The sequence below is a fragment of the Rhodanobacter geophilus genome (genome assembly GCF_040812275.1).
Taxonomy (GTDB): Bacteria; Pseudomonadota; Gammaproteobacteria; order Xanthomonadales; family Rhodanobacteraceae; genus Rhodanobacter_A; species Rhodanobacter_A geophilus.
Window position 1 is genome coordinate 21179 of sequence record NZ_JBFOHL010000008.1, and the last position, 16207, is coordinate 37385.

Here is a 16207-nt window from a genome sequence, read left to right on the forward strand (position 1 = left end):
GGTTAGCGAACCTTCCTCAGGCCACCACCTTGGGGTACATAAACTCCCGCCTCACGCGTGGATACAGACACGGTTGTGCCCGACCCGATGATTGACCTATCAGCCAATTGCGTACCTTTCAGCACGACTACATTCGATCCAAGCCAGCAGCCCTGGCCGATCTCTACATCACGCTCCACAAACTGCGAATGATCGACAAGGAAATCCGACGATATCACGTGATCATGATCATAGATTTTCACGCCCTCGCCCATAAGGACATCAGCGCCAATGGAAATGCGGCTTCTACTATTGATGGATACACCTTGATTGAGGAATACACCGGAACCGATCCAGACATGTCCACCATCACAAAAGATCTGGCCACATCCTCGCGTCTTCACACGCCCGAAAACAAGGGTACCGCCCCGTCGAAGCCGAACCGACACCCGAGGACCCAGCCCAAGTAAAGGGCCACGGAATGCACTCCGGTACATCAACTTGTAAAATACGAATCGCGACGCCGAAACGAGAACATAATGAACCCTGACGAAGATTTCGATCACGCGTGCCCCCTCCGCTTCAGCGCATGGACGAAACGATAGGGTATAGCGAGAAGAGCGAGAGTCATTCCAACGCCAATCATTTTGCTCAGAGTTAACGGGTGCCGATATCGCCATTGCACGCGCAAGCGTGCAAGCAATTGCTGGCGTCGCCGACTCAATGAAATTCCCGCTGGGTCCACCTGATATTTGAGAAGAACTTTTGGAACGTTACACACACTGTGACCAGTAGCAATCGCTCTTCGCAGGAACTCATAATCTTGGGCGACAGCGAAGGATTCGTCATAGAGACCAATCTCGGCAAAGAGTGCTGTACGAACCATCCATGCCGGGTGTGCTATGCATGAATTGCGATGAAGGAACCGATTCACTTCGGTTATTGTTGTCGGAGGCTGATAAAGAAAAAGCCTGCGCCCGGTCTGCACATCGACGTAGTCTGCCCACGAACCGACGAGCCATAGATCAGGATGATCCCTCAAATAATCTAGTTGCTCCTGCAGACGCCCGGAAATATTTTCATCGCCTGCATCAATACGGCAAATGAAGCCGTAACCCAGGGCCTGAATCCTCTTCAACCCGACATTCAGTGCTCGTGTTAGCCCCTTATTGGAATCGAGTCTAACAACTTCCACATTTGGATCGCTTGCATAATGCTCTAGTGACGTTGCCGATCCATCATCTACAATCACAATTGCGATCTCGCTTGAATCACCTCTCACGCTCTCGAGAGTACGCTGCAATGAGGGGCTGTCCCTGTTGCACGCGATCAAAACAACGGCTTTGTTGGAATTCAAATTGGGCCGTACGCTCACGGGCTGATTTCCTTATAGAGCTTGTACGTCGCAGACAGCATCGCGTCCGGAGAAAACACCTCTCGGCAGAACTCCTTGGCTCTTTTGCCAATAGCCTGCCATTCCTCCACGGTAGTTGCCTTAAGGATAGAGGCAAGCTCGTACGCCGTGCCGCTATCGAATCGCTTACCGGAAACACCTTCGATCACGGCTTCTGGCAACGAGCTCGCCCCCGAACTCAAGACTGGCGTTCCCAAACACATGGCTTCGAGTGGCGCCAACGCGAAACCTTCCCAACGACTCGGCACGACGAGAACCGTGGCACTACGCATGTGCTCGTACACCACCTCGGGCGGCTGCCAGCCCAGCGCATCGACGCCCGCCGGAATAGGGGCATCACCTCTGCGCTTCCTAACAGCCTCACCGATCAGAGTGAAGTGGATGGCTTCATTTTTCAACAAATCAATCGACTCGACCAGAATATCAAAACCCTTTTGGTGATCGAATCGACCAACGAAGAGGACTCTATATTCGCCAGGTCGCACACTTAGTCTATGGTCGGCGTCGTCTAACCGTGGATGTGCGTTATAGATTAGCCTGATCTTGCGCTCAGAAATTCTGGCCCCCTTGGCCAGAGCAAGCTCATGCTTGCTTAGGCATACCACGCGATCGCATAATTTACTTAGAATAAACTCTACGCCTCGATAGAGCGCGTTGGCCAAACCATGTCCCGATCTATCGAACGACCACCCGTGCGCGGTGTAAGCCACCGACACTTCACGCTTCAACCACTTCCTGGCGAGAACAAGTCGCACAACCATACCGGCAAACGTACTGTGGGCGTGGACAACGTGAGGTCGGTATATCTTAATCTGCGCGTGAAGCGCGATGGCCAGCCGAACAAGCGACTGGAAGTTGCGGCCACTTCGCCTGTAGGCCACTGAGGTTACTCTCTGATTCAACCCCGAAATTGGATGCTCCTCAGGGTGCAATACCGAGTGAAAAAGGACGGTGTCGTCACCACCATTGGCAATGTCCCTGATGGCTGAGCCAACCCCTCCCCTGCACGTCTCCGCGACATGCAACACCCGAATGACATCTGTACAAATGTTCTCCGCCACCAACTCTCTGACCTTATTAATTTGTCGCCCAAGGTTATTTGGCATGATTAGTTAAACCAAGGGTGTACGTACTGCTTTCCTGAGAAAAGACAAGAACACCCATTGCAATAAAGACCGAAGCCAGAATTACACGCTTCAAAATACCTGCACGAGGCACAAACCGCTGTAGGAAAGCCCAAGACATCAAAGGAGCAAAGAAAAGTTGATTGGTAATGAATCGCTCAGATAGAGTCGGCACACTCACCCCCACCAACACCATTCCGCTGAATAGCAAAAAGCATGCGGACACTACGGGCCACTCTACGACCAGATCGAAGGAGATCACAAATATAAGTATCAACAAGACGGACAAGGCAAAATTGAAAGTATGATAGATCTCGCCAAAGTTGGTAACACCTTGAGAGTAGTATGCGGCCTTGTCAGAAATCGACATCAAGCCCCCGAGCGCTCCCATACGCTGGGCCAGCAACAAGATTAGATGTGATAGCGCAACGCAAGCCACAAAGAAGATAATGGCCCGGCTTTTACTATTGATCCGCAAAGCCCATATGCCAGGCAGAAGCAAGAATATTATTGATGACCAATGAAGGCCTATCGCAAGCACCACCAATAGCGCAGCCAATGTGTATGAGCGGCGATGGAAATAATAAACGCCAACAATACCGATTGGATATGACATCACCTGCCGAATTATGTTTCCGAAATACACTGCCTCATATGAAAACAGAAGCATCACGAAAATAACTGCCGGGGCCCCGCTTTCCTTGGACATCCGTGAATATGCGATTCCGGATAGACCGAATGTCAGGGTGTATACCAAGACAAGCCACAAAGATCCCGAATTGATGAATGGGCGCCATAATGCTTGCAGTGGCCAAAAGAGGACCTCAGTGTTGCCGAAATACTGAATCCCAATCGCGTGCGCAGTTGCCACATCCCTCAAAGCCATGAAAGTTGTCACGTACTTTGGCGTATCCGATCCACCATTAATTGGCCGTAAACCGATGAAGTAGAGACCGACTATATAAGCCGCCAAGACGCACAGCCAGTCGAACACCCGACGTCCATTGACGCGCTCTGAGGCATTGCCGGACATACCGCCAACAATGAAGAAGAGCATAGTCGCAAAACTGCCAGCGAGAAAAATGCTCCAGTTTTCAAGGTCCATTACACACCCTCTATTGCTTACGGTCTCTTTAACTGAATGACTCTTCCCTGTCTAAACGAAGAACCTCACGCCCCTGTCAGAAATTTTGTCTAATTATGCATTCATAAAAAAGAAGCGATGCCATCTACAGGTGGAACGTAATTAATGAGGGCTGACTATGAATATGGCGTAAAGGCACCAATCAGGGATATGTTGATTTCGCATAGAATCCCCGGATCAACGATTCGGCGACGCACTACGCCCACGACCAATTCCGTAATAGCTAAAACCCATTGCCTCAATTTCTTGAGGCTGATAGATATTTCGACCATCGAAAATCACACGATCAGCCAAGACAATTTGCAGATTCAAAAAATCGGGACTGCGGAACTGCTTCCACTCCGTCACCACAACCAGGGCATCAGCACCCTGCAACGCAGCCTGTGCCGAGTCGCACAACTCTAGATCACTGCGCTCACCGAAGATGCGCCGGGCCTCATGCCTTGCTTCTGGGTCATACGCTCGAACTTTCGCGCCAGTAGCCCACAGCTTCGCCAGCAGAGCCTGACTGGAGGCGGCTCGCATGTCGTCGGTGTTCGGCTTGAATGCCAGTCCCCACACAGCAAACGTCTTACCCGCTAGTGCCCCGCGGTAATGCCGTTCGATCAACTCAAACAGGTGACCTTTCTGGCTTTCGTTGACTGCTTCGACTGCGTTCAGCAGTCGCGCGTCGTAGCCCATCTGCTGTGCGGTGCGCGCCAGCGCCTGCACGTCCTTCGGGAAGCACGAGCCGCCGTAGCCGGCACCTGGGTAGATGAAATGCCAGCCGATGCGCGGGTCCGAACCGATGCCCTGGCGCACCATCTCCACATCGGCGCCCACGCGCTCGGCAATGTTGGCGATCTCGTTCATGAAGCTGATCTTGGTGGCCAACATGGCATTGGCCGCGTATTTGGTCAGCTCGGCCGAGCGCACGTCCATCACCACCAGACGATCGTGGTTGCGGTTGAACGGCGCATAGAGGTGGCGCAACTTTTCCACCGCGAGGCTGCTGTCGGCGCCGATCACGATGCGGTCCGGCCGCATGAAATCGTTGATGGCGTCGCCTTCCTTGAGGAATTCGGGATTGGAGACCACGTCGAATGGCAGCTCGATGCCACGTGCAGCCAGTTCGGCAGCGATGGCATCACGCACCTTGTCAGCGGTGCCCACCGGCACGGTGGACTTGTTCACCACGATAGCGGCCTTGTCCAGGCATTGACCGATGGTGCGGGCCACCGCCAACACGTACTGCAGGTCGGCACTGCCATCCTCATCCGGTGGCGTGCCTACGGCGATGAATATCAGCTCGCCATGGGCAATGGCTGCGGCGGCATCGGTGGTGAACTTGAGGTGCCCCGAAGCATGGCAGCCGGCGACCGTGGCCTCCAGGCCCGGCTCATAGATAGGGATCACCCCGCGATTGAGCCCTTCGACCTTGGCGGCATCGATATCCACGCAGACCACATCGTGACCGACCTCGGCGAGGCAGGCACCGGAAACCAGACCGACGTAGCCGGTACCGAAAATGACAACGTTCAATGTACGAAAACCTGCTGCGCGTTACTGCCATGAAGTCCTTGCATCATCGCCGTGACGATGGCGCAGGGACCATATCTCAAATCTTTAGTTGAAGGAGCGAGCCCGATTGCGAGCGTCCATCGTCAATATGCATTGGTACGCTTCAGCAGGACCAGCGGCGTACGCAGGATGATCTTGAGGTCAAGCCAGATCGACCAGTGATTGATGTAATGCAGGTCGAACTCGATTCGCTTGGCAAGGTCCGTATCTCCACGCAAACCATGTATCTGCGCCCATCCCGTGATGCCGCCCTTTACCAGATGCTTGTGCATGTAGCCGGGAATCTTTTTCTTGAACTGCTCGACGAACATGGTCCGCTCGGGGCGTGGACCCACGATGGAAAGTTCGCCTTTCAACACATTCAGGAACTGTGGCAGTTCGTCCAGACTGGTGACGCGAATGAACCGGCCGAAGCGGGTGGCGCTTTTGTTGCCCGCGTTGCCCCAGACCACACCATGCTTCTCGACATCTACCGGCATGGAACGGAACTTGAGCATCTCGAACTCCTTGCCATCCAGCCCCAGGCGCTTCTGCCGGTAGAACACAGGGCCGGGGCTGCTGAGCTTCACACCCAGAGCCAACAGCAGCATGACCGGGCTGAGCAGCAGCACGATCAACGCAGCAAGCGCCCGATCCTCGATCGCCTTCAAGATTCGCGCATGACCGTTGATCCGGCTGCCGCGCAAGGTGATCACCGGCACGCCAGCCAGTTGCACGGCCTGGTGATTGAGCAGCTCGTAACCGAACAGATCCGGCACCAAGCGGATCGTGGTGGGCAAATCACTGGTCGCATCCAGCAGGCGCTTGATCTCGGCCTCGGCACGCATCGGCAGGGCTACCCAGATCTGGTCCGGCGCGTGCTGTTGCACGTTGGCGATGAAGGTGTCGAGGTCACCCACGCACGGAACATCGGTGCCGGCCGGCTGGTCGTACGGAGTCCGCACGTAGCCGACAACGTCCAGACCCATCCAGGGATTTTGGTTGGCGGCAGCCGCGATCTTGCGGCCTGCCTGGGTGACGCCCACCAGCACCACCTTGCGCGCGTCGATGCCGCGGGCGCGGATGCCGCCCAGCAGGCGGCGCCCTGTCCAGCGGTGCACGCCCAGCAAGACCAGGGCGCCAACGAACCAGCTGCCCAGCCACAGTCTCGAATAGTCTTCCACGCTCTTGACCGCCCATTCCGACATCAGCAGGACCACCATGACGGTGCTCCATGCCAGCGCCATACGGGCGATTTCCCTTCCCGGACTTTCGCCACGCCAGCTGCGGTAGAGGCCGAATATCGGGAACAGCAGCAGAACCAGCAGCACCACTCGAAGCACCACGGAGGGATTGCCTGCGGCCAGCCATGGACTGCCGAACCGCGCCCAATGCGCCAGGCAGGCCGTCAGCACCACGATGGCCACATCACCCACCCGTACCAGGATGTGCAGCAGCGCGGCGTATTTGGAGAAGAACATGGTTTCCGAACTGCGGTGCCGGAAATCCCCTGGTGTCAGCACAAGCATCACAACATCCTTGCTATTGAATTCTTCTACGCCCCGAGGAGATGCTTGCGAGCCCAGGCGATCACCATGTCACGGCGGGCAAGCCGTGATTGGCCCATGCAGCACCGCCCCCGCCGGACTTGCCGGCACGCATGGCCGTTGCGTCCCCTTGGACATGATAGCCCACGGATTCAAGTTATGTGACTACCATCACATTTTCATGTCGCTGGGGCGAATCGCACCGGCTTCGTTGATCCGTAGATGCAACGCAAGATCTAGGCGCATCTCGTCTGCAATGCGGCCCACGAACGGCGCAGTGCCATCGAGGGGCGCACTGCATGCGACACAACGGCCACGCATCGGCCGGCAGGTGCGCAAATGCATCGAACAGGGCCTTGTCCGGGTCGAGACGGCTGGCGACCTTCGCAAGTTTTCGCGGACCGATTGGGCGAAGGCCCATGCCTGGGTGCACGGGCATTTGCGGCATGCAGCCTGATCCGGCCGGGCGGCATCGGCGAGCGGGATGACTGCCGCCGGCATACGTCCAACCCACCCTGCCTGCCGCGAGGCGAGGTCGATGGATGGGCATTCCAACAACCTGCTGCCAGGGATGCCCTGATCAATCGACTTTTTGCTCGTCATTCCTGCGAAAGCAGGAATCCAGAGCCTTCGCGTTCAATGATCTACAGGCACTGGATCCCAGCTTTCGCTGGGATGACGGGCAAAATCAGAAACCCGCCCTGCCTGCCGCGAGGCGAGGTCGATGGATGGGCATTTCCAACAACCTGCTGCGAGGGATGCCCTGATCAATCGACTTTTTGCTCGTCATTCCTGCGGAAGCAGGAATCCAGTGCCTTTGCGTTCAATGGTCTACAGGCATTGGATCCCAGCTTTCGCTGGGATGACGGGCATAATCAGAGACGGGCAAAACCAGAGCTCTCCGGACGGATTACGTGGCGTCCTTGTATTCGTAATAACCATACGAGTAATAGCCTGCATTGCGCTTCTCCACCGCATTGAAAATGACGCCCTTGATCTCGACGCCGTTCTGTTCGAAACGTTGCTTGGCCAGTGCGATTTCGCGCACCTGATTCAGCCCGAAGCGCACCACCAGCAGGCTGGTGCTTGCGTGGTGGCCGATCACGGCGGCATCGGTCACGGCCAGGATCGGCGGCGTATCGATGATGACCAGGTCATAGAGCGGCATCACCTGCTCCAGCAGCGCGGTGAACCCGGCGTTCATCAGCAGCTCGGAGGGGTTCGGGGGCACCTTGCCTCGCGCGATGAAGTGCAGTTTCTCGACGCCGCCCACCGGGCGGATGGCGGCCGCCAGGTCGAGCTGGCCCGCGATCAGTTCGGACAGTCCGCCTTCCGCACGCCCGCCCAGCGCACGGTGCAGGCCGCCCCTGCGCAGGTCGGCGTCGATCAGCAGCACGCTTTGCCCGCCTTGCGCTATCACGGTCGCCAGGTTCGCCGAGACAAAGGTCTTGCCGGCACTTGGACTGGAGCCGGAAATCATCAGCACGTTGTTCCGGGCTTGCAGCCGCGCGAAATGCAGGCTGGTGCGCAGGCTGCGCAACGCCTCGGTCGCCAGGTCGGCGGGCGCACTGACGGCCAGCAGGTGTTGCCGCCCATCGCCATGCCGCCCCGGGTCGCGTACCGAGATGGCGCGTTCCTGGTCGCTGAGCGGGATGGAGGCATAGATCGGCATCCCCAGCTTCTCGATCTCGGCCGGATCCTCCACGCCACGCCTGAGCATCTGTCGCAGCAATACAAAAGCCACTGCCAGCAGGCCACCCAGGAACGTGCCGCCGATCACCACGAGCGCCTTCTTCGGCTTCACCGGCTTGTCCACGTTCACCGCGGCGTTGTCCACGATGCGCACGTTGCCCACGGTGCCCGCGCGGGCAATTTCCAGCTGCTGCGCCTGGTTGAGCAGGCCGGTATAGGTGGTGTTGCTGACCTGCACATCCTCGGTCAGGCGCAGCAGGTCACGCTGGGTGTCGGGCAGGTTGTTCACCTGCTTTTCCATGGCCGCCTTCTGTGCTTCCAGTTGCTCGATCTGCTGCATCAGGGCCTGGTAAGCCGGATGGCCCTTGGTGAAGCGGCGCTCCATGTCCGCCTTCTGCATCTGCAATTGCTGGATGCTGGTTTCGATGGCCACGACCTGGTCAAGCAGGCCCTTGGTCTGCAGGGTGATATCGACCGAATGCGCCTTGGTCTGGAAGTCGTTCAGCGCCGACTGGGCCTTTTCCAGCTTTTCGCGCACCAGCGGCAGCTGTTCCTTGACGAACTGCAGGCTGTTGCCGGCCTGGGCCGAATTGCGGTCCACGTTCTGGCGTACGTACGCCTCGCTGATCTGGTCGAGCACGTTGCGCGCGAGGTCGGGATCGGCGTCGTCGTAGGTCAGGCCGATGATGCCGGAATCCTTGCCCTGCTCACTGGCGTTCACCAGCTGCTGCAGTTCGTCCAGGGTCTCCAGTTCGCGATTGCGCACCACGTCGAAGCGCGTGCCCGGATTGGCGGTGAGCGTCTTGACCTGCATGGTCACGCCATGCCCCTTGGCCACCTGGCCTGTCTGCCCTTGAAGCAGGAGGTCGTCGTGGTTGTCGAGCAACGTGTAGGCCCCATCCTTGCCAGCGACCAGGGTCAGGTGCTTGGCGAACAAGCGGTCGGGCACATCGAGCTGGAACACGTCCAGCACGGAGCCGCCCCAGTCGTCCCGGCTGATGCCCAGCCAGGGCGTGGCTACTTCACCTGGCTGGTCCGGTGCGTAGTACCGGGCGATGAAGCCGCCGATCAAGGGAAAGCGGTGGGGCGTCACCACGATGTTGAGGTTGAGGTTGTCCACCGCCTTGCCGAGTACCGAACGCGAAGTGATGATCGCGATTTCGGTGGTGGCCTCGGAACTGGAGGCTCCGAGCGTCTGGGTGATCGCGCTCAGCCCGGGCAGGTCGGGCACCTTCTGCTCCACCTGCACGATGGCACTGGCCTCGTAGATCGGCGCAGCCAGGATGGCGTAGCCCACGCTGACCACGAAAAAGATGGAGGTGACGATGATGATCAGCCACTTGTGGTCGATCAAGGTGCCCAGCAGGGCATTGAGATCGATCTCGTCGTCGTCGCTGGATGTCGTGCTTTGCGCGGCTGCCATGGGGGTCGCTTTTGGTATCAAATTCAGGTGGGGGATGGATGCCGACTACTGAAGGTACGGCAGCCAGCTGCGGACGCCTCGATCGATCAACGCGAACACGTGCTCGAAAGCCGGACGCTGCTGGCGATAAGGGTCGGGAATGTCCTGTGCCTGTCCCCACTTGTCGAGCAGGAACAGCTTGCCGCTGGCCTCGGGCGCCAGTCGCGCCAAGGCGGCCAGATGGCTTTTCTCCATGCCAAGGATCAGGTTGGCTTCGCGCAGCAGCGCCGGGGTGACCTGGCGGGCGCGATGGCCGGTGCCATCCACGCCGTGCTCGCGCATGACCTGCAGCGCGGTCTCGTCCAGGGGGCGGTCGATCAGGGCGGCAAGGCCGGCGCTGCCCACCTCGATACCCAGGTGCGCAACCTGTTGTCGCAGCAAATATTCGGCGGTCGGGCTGCGGCAGATGTTGCCCACGCAGACGGTCAAGATCCGTTTGAACACGATGTCAGGCCCGCTCCAGGAGCACCAGGCGACCCAGGGCCCCGGGCGGGCACCATGCCACCGAAGCCCCGGACTCCTGCGACGAACACGCACCGGAACGGGAAAAGCCCGGCGTGTTGCGCATTTGCGCTGCCAGCCAGGCGAGTGGCGCCTTGTGACAAGCCCCCTTTGCGCACCGATCGGTATCAACGTGCGTTCGCGGCATCCTGCTGAGCATCTACGTATCTTTCTGAAAACCGGTGAATGGCCAAATACCGACGAAACGCCTTGCTGAAATTTCCGCCTGCCGCATTCCGACCCGGCGCCCGGGCCCGCGCGAACAGGTTGCGGAAGGCCGATCAGACCGGCGCCGCACCCCAGACCTGCCCGCCCAGACTCAAGCCCAGATGGACGCACCCATCGCGCAAGCCACAAGGTCTTGCGCCATGCTGCAATCACTTTGCGACTTCCCCTGCGTCGGACTGCACCTGCGCCGCAGTCGGTCAACACGACCCGGCATCATAGCAGACAAATACAGACACCATACGCAGGCCGCAGGCATCGACTGGCCTTTCGCCGCCATCCGATTGGCGTATACTCCGCCGGTGGTTGTCGGCGCCGTCGTGCCGACATTTTTGTATGCCAAGGGGATTCTCCATGAACAATGCGAGCAAGCTGGCCGTTGCGGCCCTGGCCTCCACCCTGATGGGTTCGGCACTGGCGCAAACCACCCAGCCTCCGGCTCCGGCTCCGTCGTCCCAGTCCGCCCAGCAGGCTCCGGCATCGCCGTCGATACCTGGCGCCACGGCGGCCACGGTGCAGTCCGTAGGTGAAATGACGCCGTACTACGTAGTCATCGGTGCCGCAGCTTTGGGTGCCGTCGCGGTGGCCGCGAGCGGCGGCGGCAGCAGTCACAGCGGCAGCGGCAGCGGCGGAACCACCGGCACTACCGGCACCACTGGCACGCACTGATCCCATACCGACCATGAAGCCGCGCGGACCGGGTCCGCGCGGCTTTTTTTGTGAGCTGGCGGCTGGCGCATCCCACACGCACCACGATCACCCTCGCCGCCGTCCCTGCAGGCATTCATTGCGCATGAAAACACCTTCCACTTTCGTCCTGCTTGCCCTGGTCGCCCTGCTGCAAGGTTGTGCACTGGCGCCGGGCCAACACCTGTCCAGCCGCGACCTGGCACACGGCGACGCAGCCAACGACAGCCAGCTCACGCTCATACAGATCACCCCGAAACTGCTGGCGATGGATCGCGCCAGCGCCAAGGTGACCGCCCTCCCCGCCGCGCTGCTGGACTACCAGCCCCAGCCCTACCGGATCGGCGTCGGCGACACGCTCTACATCACCGTGTGGGATCACCCCGAACTGACCTCGCCGGCCGGTCCGCAGCAGCAGCCCCTGGCCAATGGCCGCCTGGTGCGTTCCGATGGCACCTTGTTCTATCCGTATGTCGGCCTGCTGAAAGTCACCGGCATGACGATCGAGCAGCTGCGCGAGGCGCTCAGCAACAAGCTGGCCGCCTATATCGAGAAGCCGCAAGTCGACGTCAACGTGATCGGTTACCAGAGCCAGCGCGTGCTGCTGCAGGGCGCATTCCTGAAGACCGATCCGCAGCCGATCACCGCGGTGCCACTGACCCTGGCCCAGGTACTGGGCACGGCGACGATCAATACCCAGGAAGCCAATCTTTCCGGCCTGGTACTCAACCGCGACGGTCACAACTACCACATCGACCTGGATACGCTGAACCGCAATGGCAACCTGGCGCAGGACATCTACCTGAAATCCGGTGATCGGCTGTTCCTGCCCTACAACGACCGCCAGGAGGCCTACGTGGTGGGCGAAGTGGTACGCCCGATGGCGATCTCCTTCAAGACCGCCGACCTCACCCTGAACCAGGCACTGGGCCGCGCGGGAGGGCTCAATCAGACCACGGCCAAGGGCAAGTCGGTCTACGTGATCCGTGGCGTCCGCGATCTGGAACAGGCGCCGGCCGAGATCTTCCACCTCGACGCCCAATCACCGGCAGCGTTTGCGCTGGCCAGCCAGTTCAAGGTCGAGCCCGGCGACGTGGTCTTCGTGGGCGCGGCCGGCATCACCCGCTGGAGCCGCTTCGCCAGCCAGTTGCTGCCGTTCTCCGGGCTGATCAGCAGCGTCGCCAACACCCAGTACGACCTCCACAACTGAACCGTCGGGGGCGCAGCAGGATGGGGCGGAGCAATGTGCCTACTGGCATCGGGGATGCCTGTACGCAAGACGCGGGGCGGGGCGGACGCAACCGGCACCGGCCACCGGCATGGCTGCTGGCCCTGCTGTTGCTGCAGGGTTGCAGCGACCTGTCGCGCGCCTCGTATGACACCTTGCGGCTTGCCTTGCACGGCAAGCCCACCGTGCACCCTACCGCCGCCACGGTGGCGGCAAAGCCGTACTACCAGATGCAGGCAACCGGTCCAGGTGGCAGCGCCGTATTGATTCTCGGCAACCTCGATGGTGGGCGCCAGGCCTGGTACGGCGCACATGGCGTGGTGGTGTTTCTTGAACACGGCCGCGTCGTGCAGACCAGTGGCCTGCAGGCCAATCTCGACCACTTGCTGCCACCGGCCGACGACCCGTTTGTCCACGGGCTGCAAATGCTCACTGCCCCGGTCAGCTACCGGATGCGCCAGGACTGGTCACCCGGCTATCGCTACGACGTACCGGTCGACGCCACGTTGACGCCGGCAGGACGCGAGCGCATCGACATCCTGGGCGAAGTGCACGACGTGCTGCGGGTGGATGAGCAACTGGCAGCGCCAGGCCTGCATCATCGCGCCACCAATCATTACTGGGTGGACCCCCACGACGGCTTCATCTGGAAGAGCGAGCAGCACATTGCGCCGGGGGTCGACCTGCAACTGGTGCAACTGCGCCCCTACCGGGGGCAGCCATGAACCGCCTGCTTTGCCTGCTGCTGATGCTGGCGTGGTCTGTTGCGGCGCATGCCGTGCAGGTACAGGCCAGCGGCGCGGCAGCTCATACCGGCCCGCTCGACCTGCCCGATGGCGCGCGGCTCAGCAACGCGGCGCTGGCCGCCCAGCCACTGCCCCAGGCTTACCTGCTGGGCGCGGCATGGCTGCGGCCGAGCCTGACTGACACCCAGACGCGACTGAAGGCCGGCGTGCTGTTCGACCTGGATGCGCTGCAACGACAGGCGCGCGCCAAGGGGCATGCCGAACTGGCCGCCACCGCCGGCGCCCTGCGCCACTGGCTGGGCAGCTTGCCGGTCACCGGGCGACAGGTTCCCGCCCTGCTCGATCCGCGCGTGGTGGAAGTAACCGCCGCGGCGAACCATCTGCTGGCCGATGGCGATCGGCTGTTCTACCCGCAGCGCCCCACCACGATACGCGTGGTGGGTGCCGTGCATCGGCCGTGCAACCTGCCGCAGGTCGCGTTGCAGGATGCGCGCCTCTATCTCGCCGCCTGCCCCCGCGACCCTGCGACCAGCCCCGACGACATCTACGTGATCGAGCCCGACGGCCGGGTGTTCGTGCAGGGCATCGCCTTGTGGAACCGTTCGGCGCCGCTGGCACTGGCCCCGGGTGCGATCATCTACGTGCCGTTGCGCGAGCGGGCAGTGGGTGGGGTCAACCCGGGCCTGAACCACGACATCGCCACCTTGCTGGCCACGCAGGTGTTGCCCGGCCCGGGAGCTCCATGATGGCCGGTCGTCGCAGGCAGCGCCGCGTTCCTCCCGTGTGCCGCAAGGCTGTCGTGCCGGCGCTGCTGCGTCGCCGCTGTATTTGCCTGCTGCCGCTGGCCGGGGGACTGCTGACCTGCGCGGTACACGGACAGAACGCCCCCACCCAGGGCGATTTCGGTGGTGGCGGCTTGTGGCAGACGCCCACCGCGCGCATGGCGGACGAGGGCGAGGTGGCTTTCACCGCCAGCCACGTCTCGCCTTACACCCGCTACGACTTCACCTTGCAACCGCTGCCGTGGCTGGAGGGTGGCTTCCGCTACACCAGCATCGGCAATCACCCGTATGGCCCGACAGCCTTGAGCGGCCATCAGAGCTACAAGGACAAGTCGATCGACTTGAAGCTGCAGGCGTGGCGCGAAAGCCGCTGGTTGCCCGCAGTGGCGGTGGGTATCCGTGACATGGGCGGCACCGGACTGTTCTCCAGCGAATACGTCGTGGCCAGCAAGCGCTTCGGACCGGTCGACGCCAGCCTCGGCCTGGCGTGGGGCTACATGGGTAGCCGCGGCGACATCAGCAATCCGTTCGACATCCTCAGCGACCGGTTCCGCACCCGCCCAACCGATACCCCCGGCAGCACTGGCGAGTTCAGCACCTATCGTTATTTCCGTGGGCCGGCCGCCTTGTTCGGCGGCTTCAGCTATCAGACGCCCTGGCAGCCGCTGGTGCTGAAACTGGAATACGAAGGCAACGACTACAAGCACGAACCCTTCAACGACAACCAGCCTCAACGCACCCCCATCAACGTCGGCGCGGTCTATCGGCTCAATCAACACGTGGATCTCAGCGTGGCGCTGGAGCGCGGACGGGTGGGCATGCTGGGCTTCACCTTGCACACCAATCTGGCCCGCAGCGAAGGGCCGCCCAAGCTGCTCGACCCACCGCCACCCCCGCGCCAGTCGGCGCCTGCCAGCCAGCCACTTGCCCAGGTGGACTGGGCCAAGGTGGGTCGCGAACTGCACGACAACGCCGGCCTCCGCGTGTCGAAAGTTGCCCAGCGCGGCCGCGAGCTGGTGGTCACCGGTGAGCAGACGCGCTACTTCTACGACGCCCAGGGTATCGGCCGCGCAGCCAGGGTGCTGGACAACCACCTGGGCACGGACATCGACTGGTACACGGTCGAGTCCACCGTGGAGGGCTTGCCCGTCGTTGATACCAGCATCCACCGCCAGCGGTTCGATGCCTTGGTCAACCATGACCTCGACCTCGACGCCTTCCGCCGCAGCGTGGAGCAGGACACGCCCCTGCCGCAACCCGAACAGGTCCTGTATCAGGCAGCGCCCAAGCGCCTCGACCAGAACCTGTCGCTGGGCTACACCCAGTCGCTGGGTGGACCAAACGCGTTCATCCTGTACCAGCTCTACGCCAACTACGACGTCGATTTCCACTTCACACCGAATCTGTGGTGGAGCGGCGACCTCGACGCGAACCTGCTGAACAACTACAGCCGCTTCACTTACGACGCCCCAAGCAACCTGCCACGCGTACGCACCTATGTGCGCGAATACCTGACCAGCTCCCGCCTCACCATGCCGGTGTTCCAGCTCACCGCCACGCAACGCCTTGGTCCCGACCTGTACGGCATGGTCTACGGCGGCATGCTGGAAAGCATGTTCGGAGGCGCCGGCGGCGAGGTGCTGTATCGCCCGATGGGCGAGCGGTGGGCGGTAGGCGCCGATGCCAACTGGGTGAAGCAGCGCGGATTCGACCAGGATTTCGCGTTCCGCAGCTACCACGTCGGCACCGGCCACATTACCGGCTACTTCGACCTGGGGCCGCCGCATGTCCTGCTGCAGCTCAGCTACGGTCGCTACCTTGCTGGCGACTGGGGCACCACCATCGACGTGTCACGCGTGTTCCGCAACGGCGTGCGCATGGGCGCCTATGCCACCTTCACCAACGTGTCGGCAAAGCAGTTCGGCGAAGGCAGTTTCGACAAGGGCATCTACATTTCGATCCCGTTCGACCTGATCCTGCCAGGCTCGCATCGCAACAGCGCCAACCTGCTGTGGCAACCCTTGCTGCGCGATGGCGGCGCACGCCTCAACCGGCGCTACACCCTGTATGACCTGACCGGCGAACGCGACACCGGCGCCTTCCAGGACAACCTGCAGATGATCACCAACTAGCCGCG

General features: G+C 60.9%; 13 protein-coding genes. 5 read left to right on the forward strand and 8 right to left on the reverse strand.

All coding sequences use genetic code 11. The annotated features are described in order from the left end of the window. Positions 1-2: 2 nt before the first annotated feature. From ABQJ56_RS09825 to ABQJ56_RS09860, 8 genes are all read right to left on the reverse strand, one after another. Positions 3-545 carry an acyltransferase gene (locus ABQJ56_RS09825; protein ID WP_367844839.1) on the reverse strand — a complete coding sequence of 181 codons (543 nt, stop codon included), beginning with the start codon at positions 543-545 and terminating at the stop codon, positions 3-5. Next, positions 542-1354: a glycosyltransferase gene (locus ABQJ56_RS09830; RefSeq protein ID WP_367844840.1), complete on the reverse strand. Its 813-nt coding sequence runs from the start codon at positions 1352-1354 to the stop codon at positions 542-544. The genes ABQJ56_RS09825 and ABQJ56_RS09830 overlap by 4 nt, the downstream gene beginning before the upstream one ends. Further along, positions 1351-2499: a glycosyltransferase gene (locus tag ABQJ56_RS09835; protein ID WP_367844841.1), complete on the reverse strand. Its 1149-nt coding sequence runs from the start codon at positions 2497-2499 to the stop codon at positions 1351-1353. Before ABQJ56_RS09835 ends, ABQJ56_RS09830 begins: the two co-directional genes overlap by 4 nt. Continuing rightward, complete coding sequence (locus ABQJ56_RS09840; protein WP_367844842.1) at positions 2489-3622, reverse strand: EpsG family protein; 1134 nt, start codon at positions 3620-3622, stop codon at positions 2489-2491. Before ABQJ56_RS09840 ends, ABQJ56_RS09835 begins: the two co-directional genes overlap by 11 nt. A 216-nt stretch (positions 3623-3838) precedes the next feature. Then, on the reverse strand, positions 3839-5182 hold the full coding sequence (locus tag ABQJ56_RS09845) for a UDP-glucose dehydrogenase family protein (RefSeq protein ID WP_367844843.1): 1344 nt from the start codon (positions 5180-5182) through the stop codon (positions 3839-3841). Between the two features lie 122 nt (positions 5183-5304). Continuing rightward, positions 5305-6729 carry an undecaprenyl-phosphate glucose phosphotransferase gene (locus ABQJ56_RS09850; RefSeq protein WP_367844844.1) on the reverse strand — a complete coding sequence of 475 codons (1425 nt, stop codon included), beginning with the start codon at positions 6727-6729 and terminating at the stop codon, positions 5305-5307. Between the two features lie 928 nt (positions 6730-7657). After that, positions 7658-9862, reverse strand: coding sequence for a polysaccharide biosynthesis tyrosine autokinase (locus ABQJ56_RS09855; RefSeq protein ID WP_367844845.1), 2205 nt, complete (start codon positions 9860-9862; stop codon positions 7658-7660). 45 nt (positions 9863-9907) lie between these two features. Further along, entirely contained in the window at positions 9908-10345 is a 438-nt protein-coding gene (locus ABQJ56_RS09860; protein ID WP_367844846.1) for a low molecular weight protein-tyrosine-phosphatase, read from the reverse strand. Positions 10346-10981: 636 nt separating this feature from the next. On the opposite strand from ABQJ56_RS09860, the gene ABQJ56_RS09865 reads away from it, so the two are divergent. From ABQJ56_RS09865 to ABQJ56_RS09885, 5 genes are all read left to right on the forward strand, one after another. Then, positions 10982-11296: a hypothetical protein gene (locus tag ABQJ56_RS09865; RefSeq protein WP_367844847.1), complete on the forward strand. Its 315-nt coding sequence runs from the start codon at positions 10982-10984 to the stop codon at positions 11294-11296. Positions 11297-11420: 124 nt separating this feature from the next. Further along, a complete protein-coding gene (locus tag ABQJ56_RS09870; RefSeq protein WP_367844848.1) occupies positions 11421-12524 on the forward strand; it encodes a polysaccharide biosynthesis/export family protein in 1104 nt (367 codons plus the stop codon). Between the two features lie 35 nt (positions 12525-12559). Next, a complete protein-coding gene (locus ABQJ56_RS09875) occupies positions 12560-13267 on the forward strand; it encodes a YjbF family lipoprotein (RefSeq protein WP_367844849.1) in 708 nt (235 codons plus the stop codon). Next, complete coding sequence (locus tag ABQJ56_RS09880; protein ID WP_367844850.1) at positions 13264-14034, forward strand: capsule biosynthesis GfcC family protein; 771 nt, start codon at positions 13264-13266, stop codon at positions 14032-14034. Before ABQJ56_RS09875 ends, ABQJ56_RS09880 begins: the two co-directional genes overlap by 4 nt. Positions 14035-14087: 53 nt before the next feature. Next, complete coding sequence (locus ABQJ56_RS09885) at positions 14088-16202, forward strand: YjbH domain-containing protein (RefSeq protein WP_367844851.1); 2115 nt, start codon at positions 14088-14090, stop codon at positions 16200-16202. Positions 16203-16207: the final 5 nt, after the last annotated feature.

Bases quoted from the DNA above. Each gene is read 5' to 3' on its own strand.
- ABQJ56_RS09870 (WP_367844848.1), top strand. From the start codon at position 11,421: ATGAAAACACCTTCCACTTTCGTCCTGCTTGCCCTGGTCGCCCTGCTG.
- ABQJ56_RS09840 (WP_367844842.1), bottom strand. From the start codon at position 3,622: ATGGACCTTGAAAACTGGAGCATTTTTCTCGCTGGCAGTTTTGCGACT.
- ABQJ56_RS09850 (WP_367844844.1), bottom strand. From the start codon at position 6,729: ATGCTTGTGCTGACACCAGGGGATTTCCGGCACCGCAGTTCGGAAACC.
- ABQJ56_RS09835 (WP_367844841.1), bottom strand. From the start codon at position 2,499: ATGCCAAATAACCTTGGGCGACAAATTAATAAGGTCAGAGAGTTGGTG.
- ABQJ56_RS09865 (WP_367844847.1), top strand. From the start codon at position 10,982: ATGAACAATGCGAGCAAGCTGGCCGTTGCGGCCCTGGCCTCCACCCTG.
- ABQJ56_RS09855 (WP_367844845.1), bottom strand. From the start codon at position 9,862: ATGGCAGCCGCGCAAAGCACGACATCCAGCGACGACGACGAGATCGAT.
- ABQJ56_RS09880 (WP_367844850.1), top strand. From the start codon at position 13,264: ATGAACCGCCTGCTTTGCCTGCTGCTGATGCTGGCGTGGTCTGTTGCG.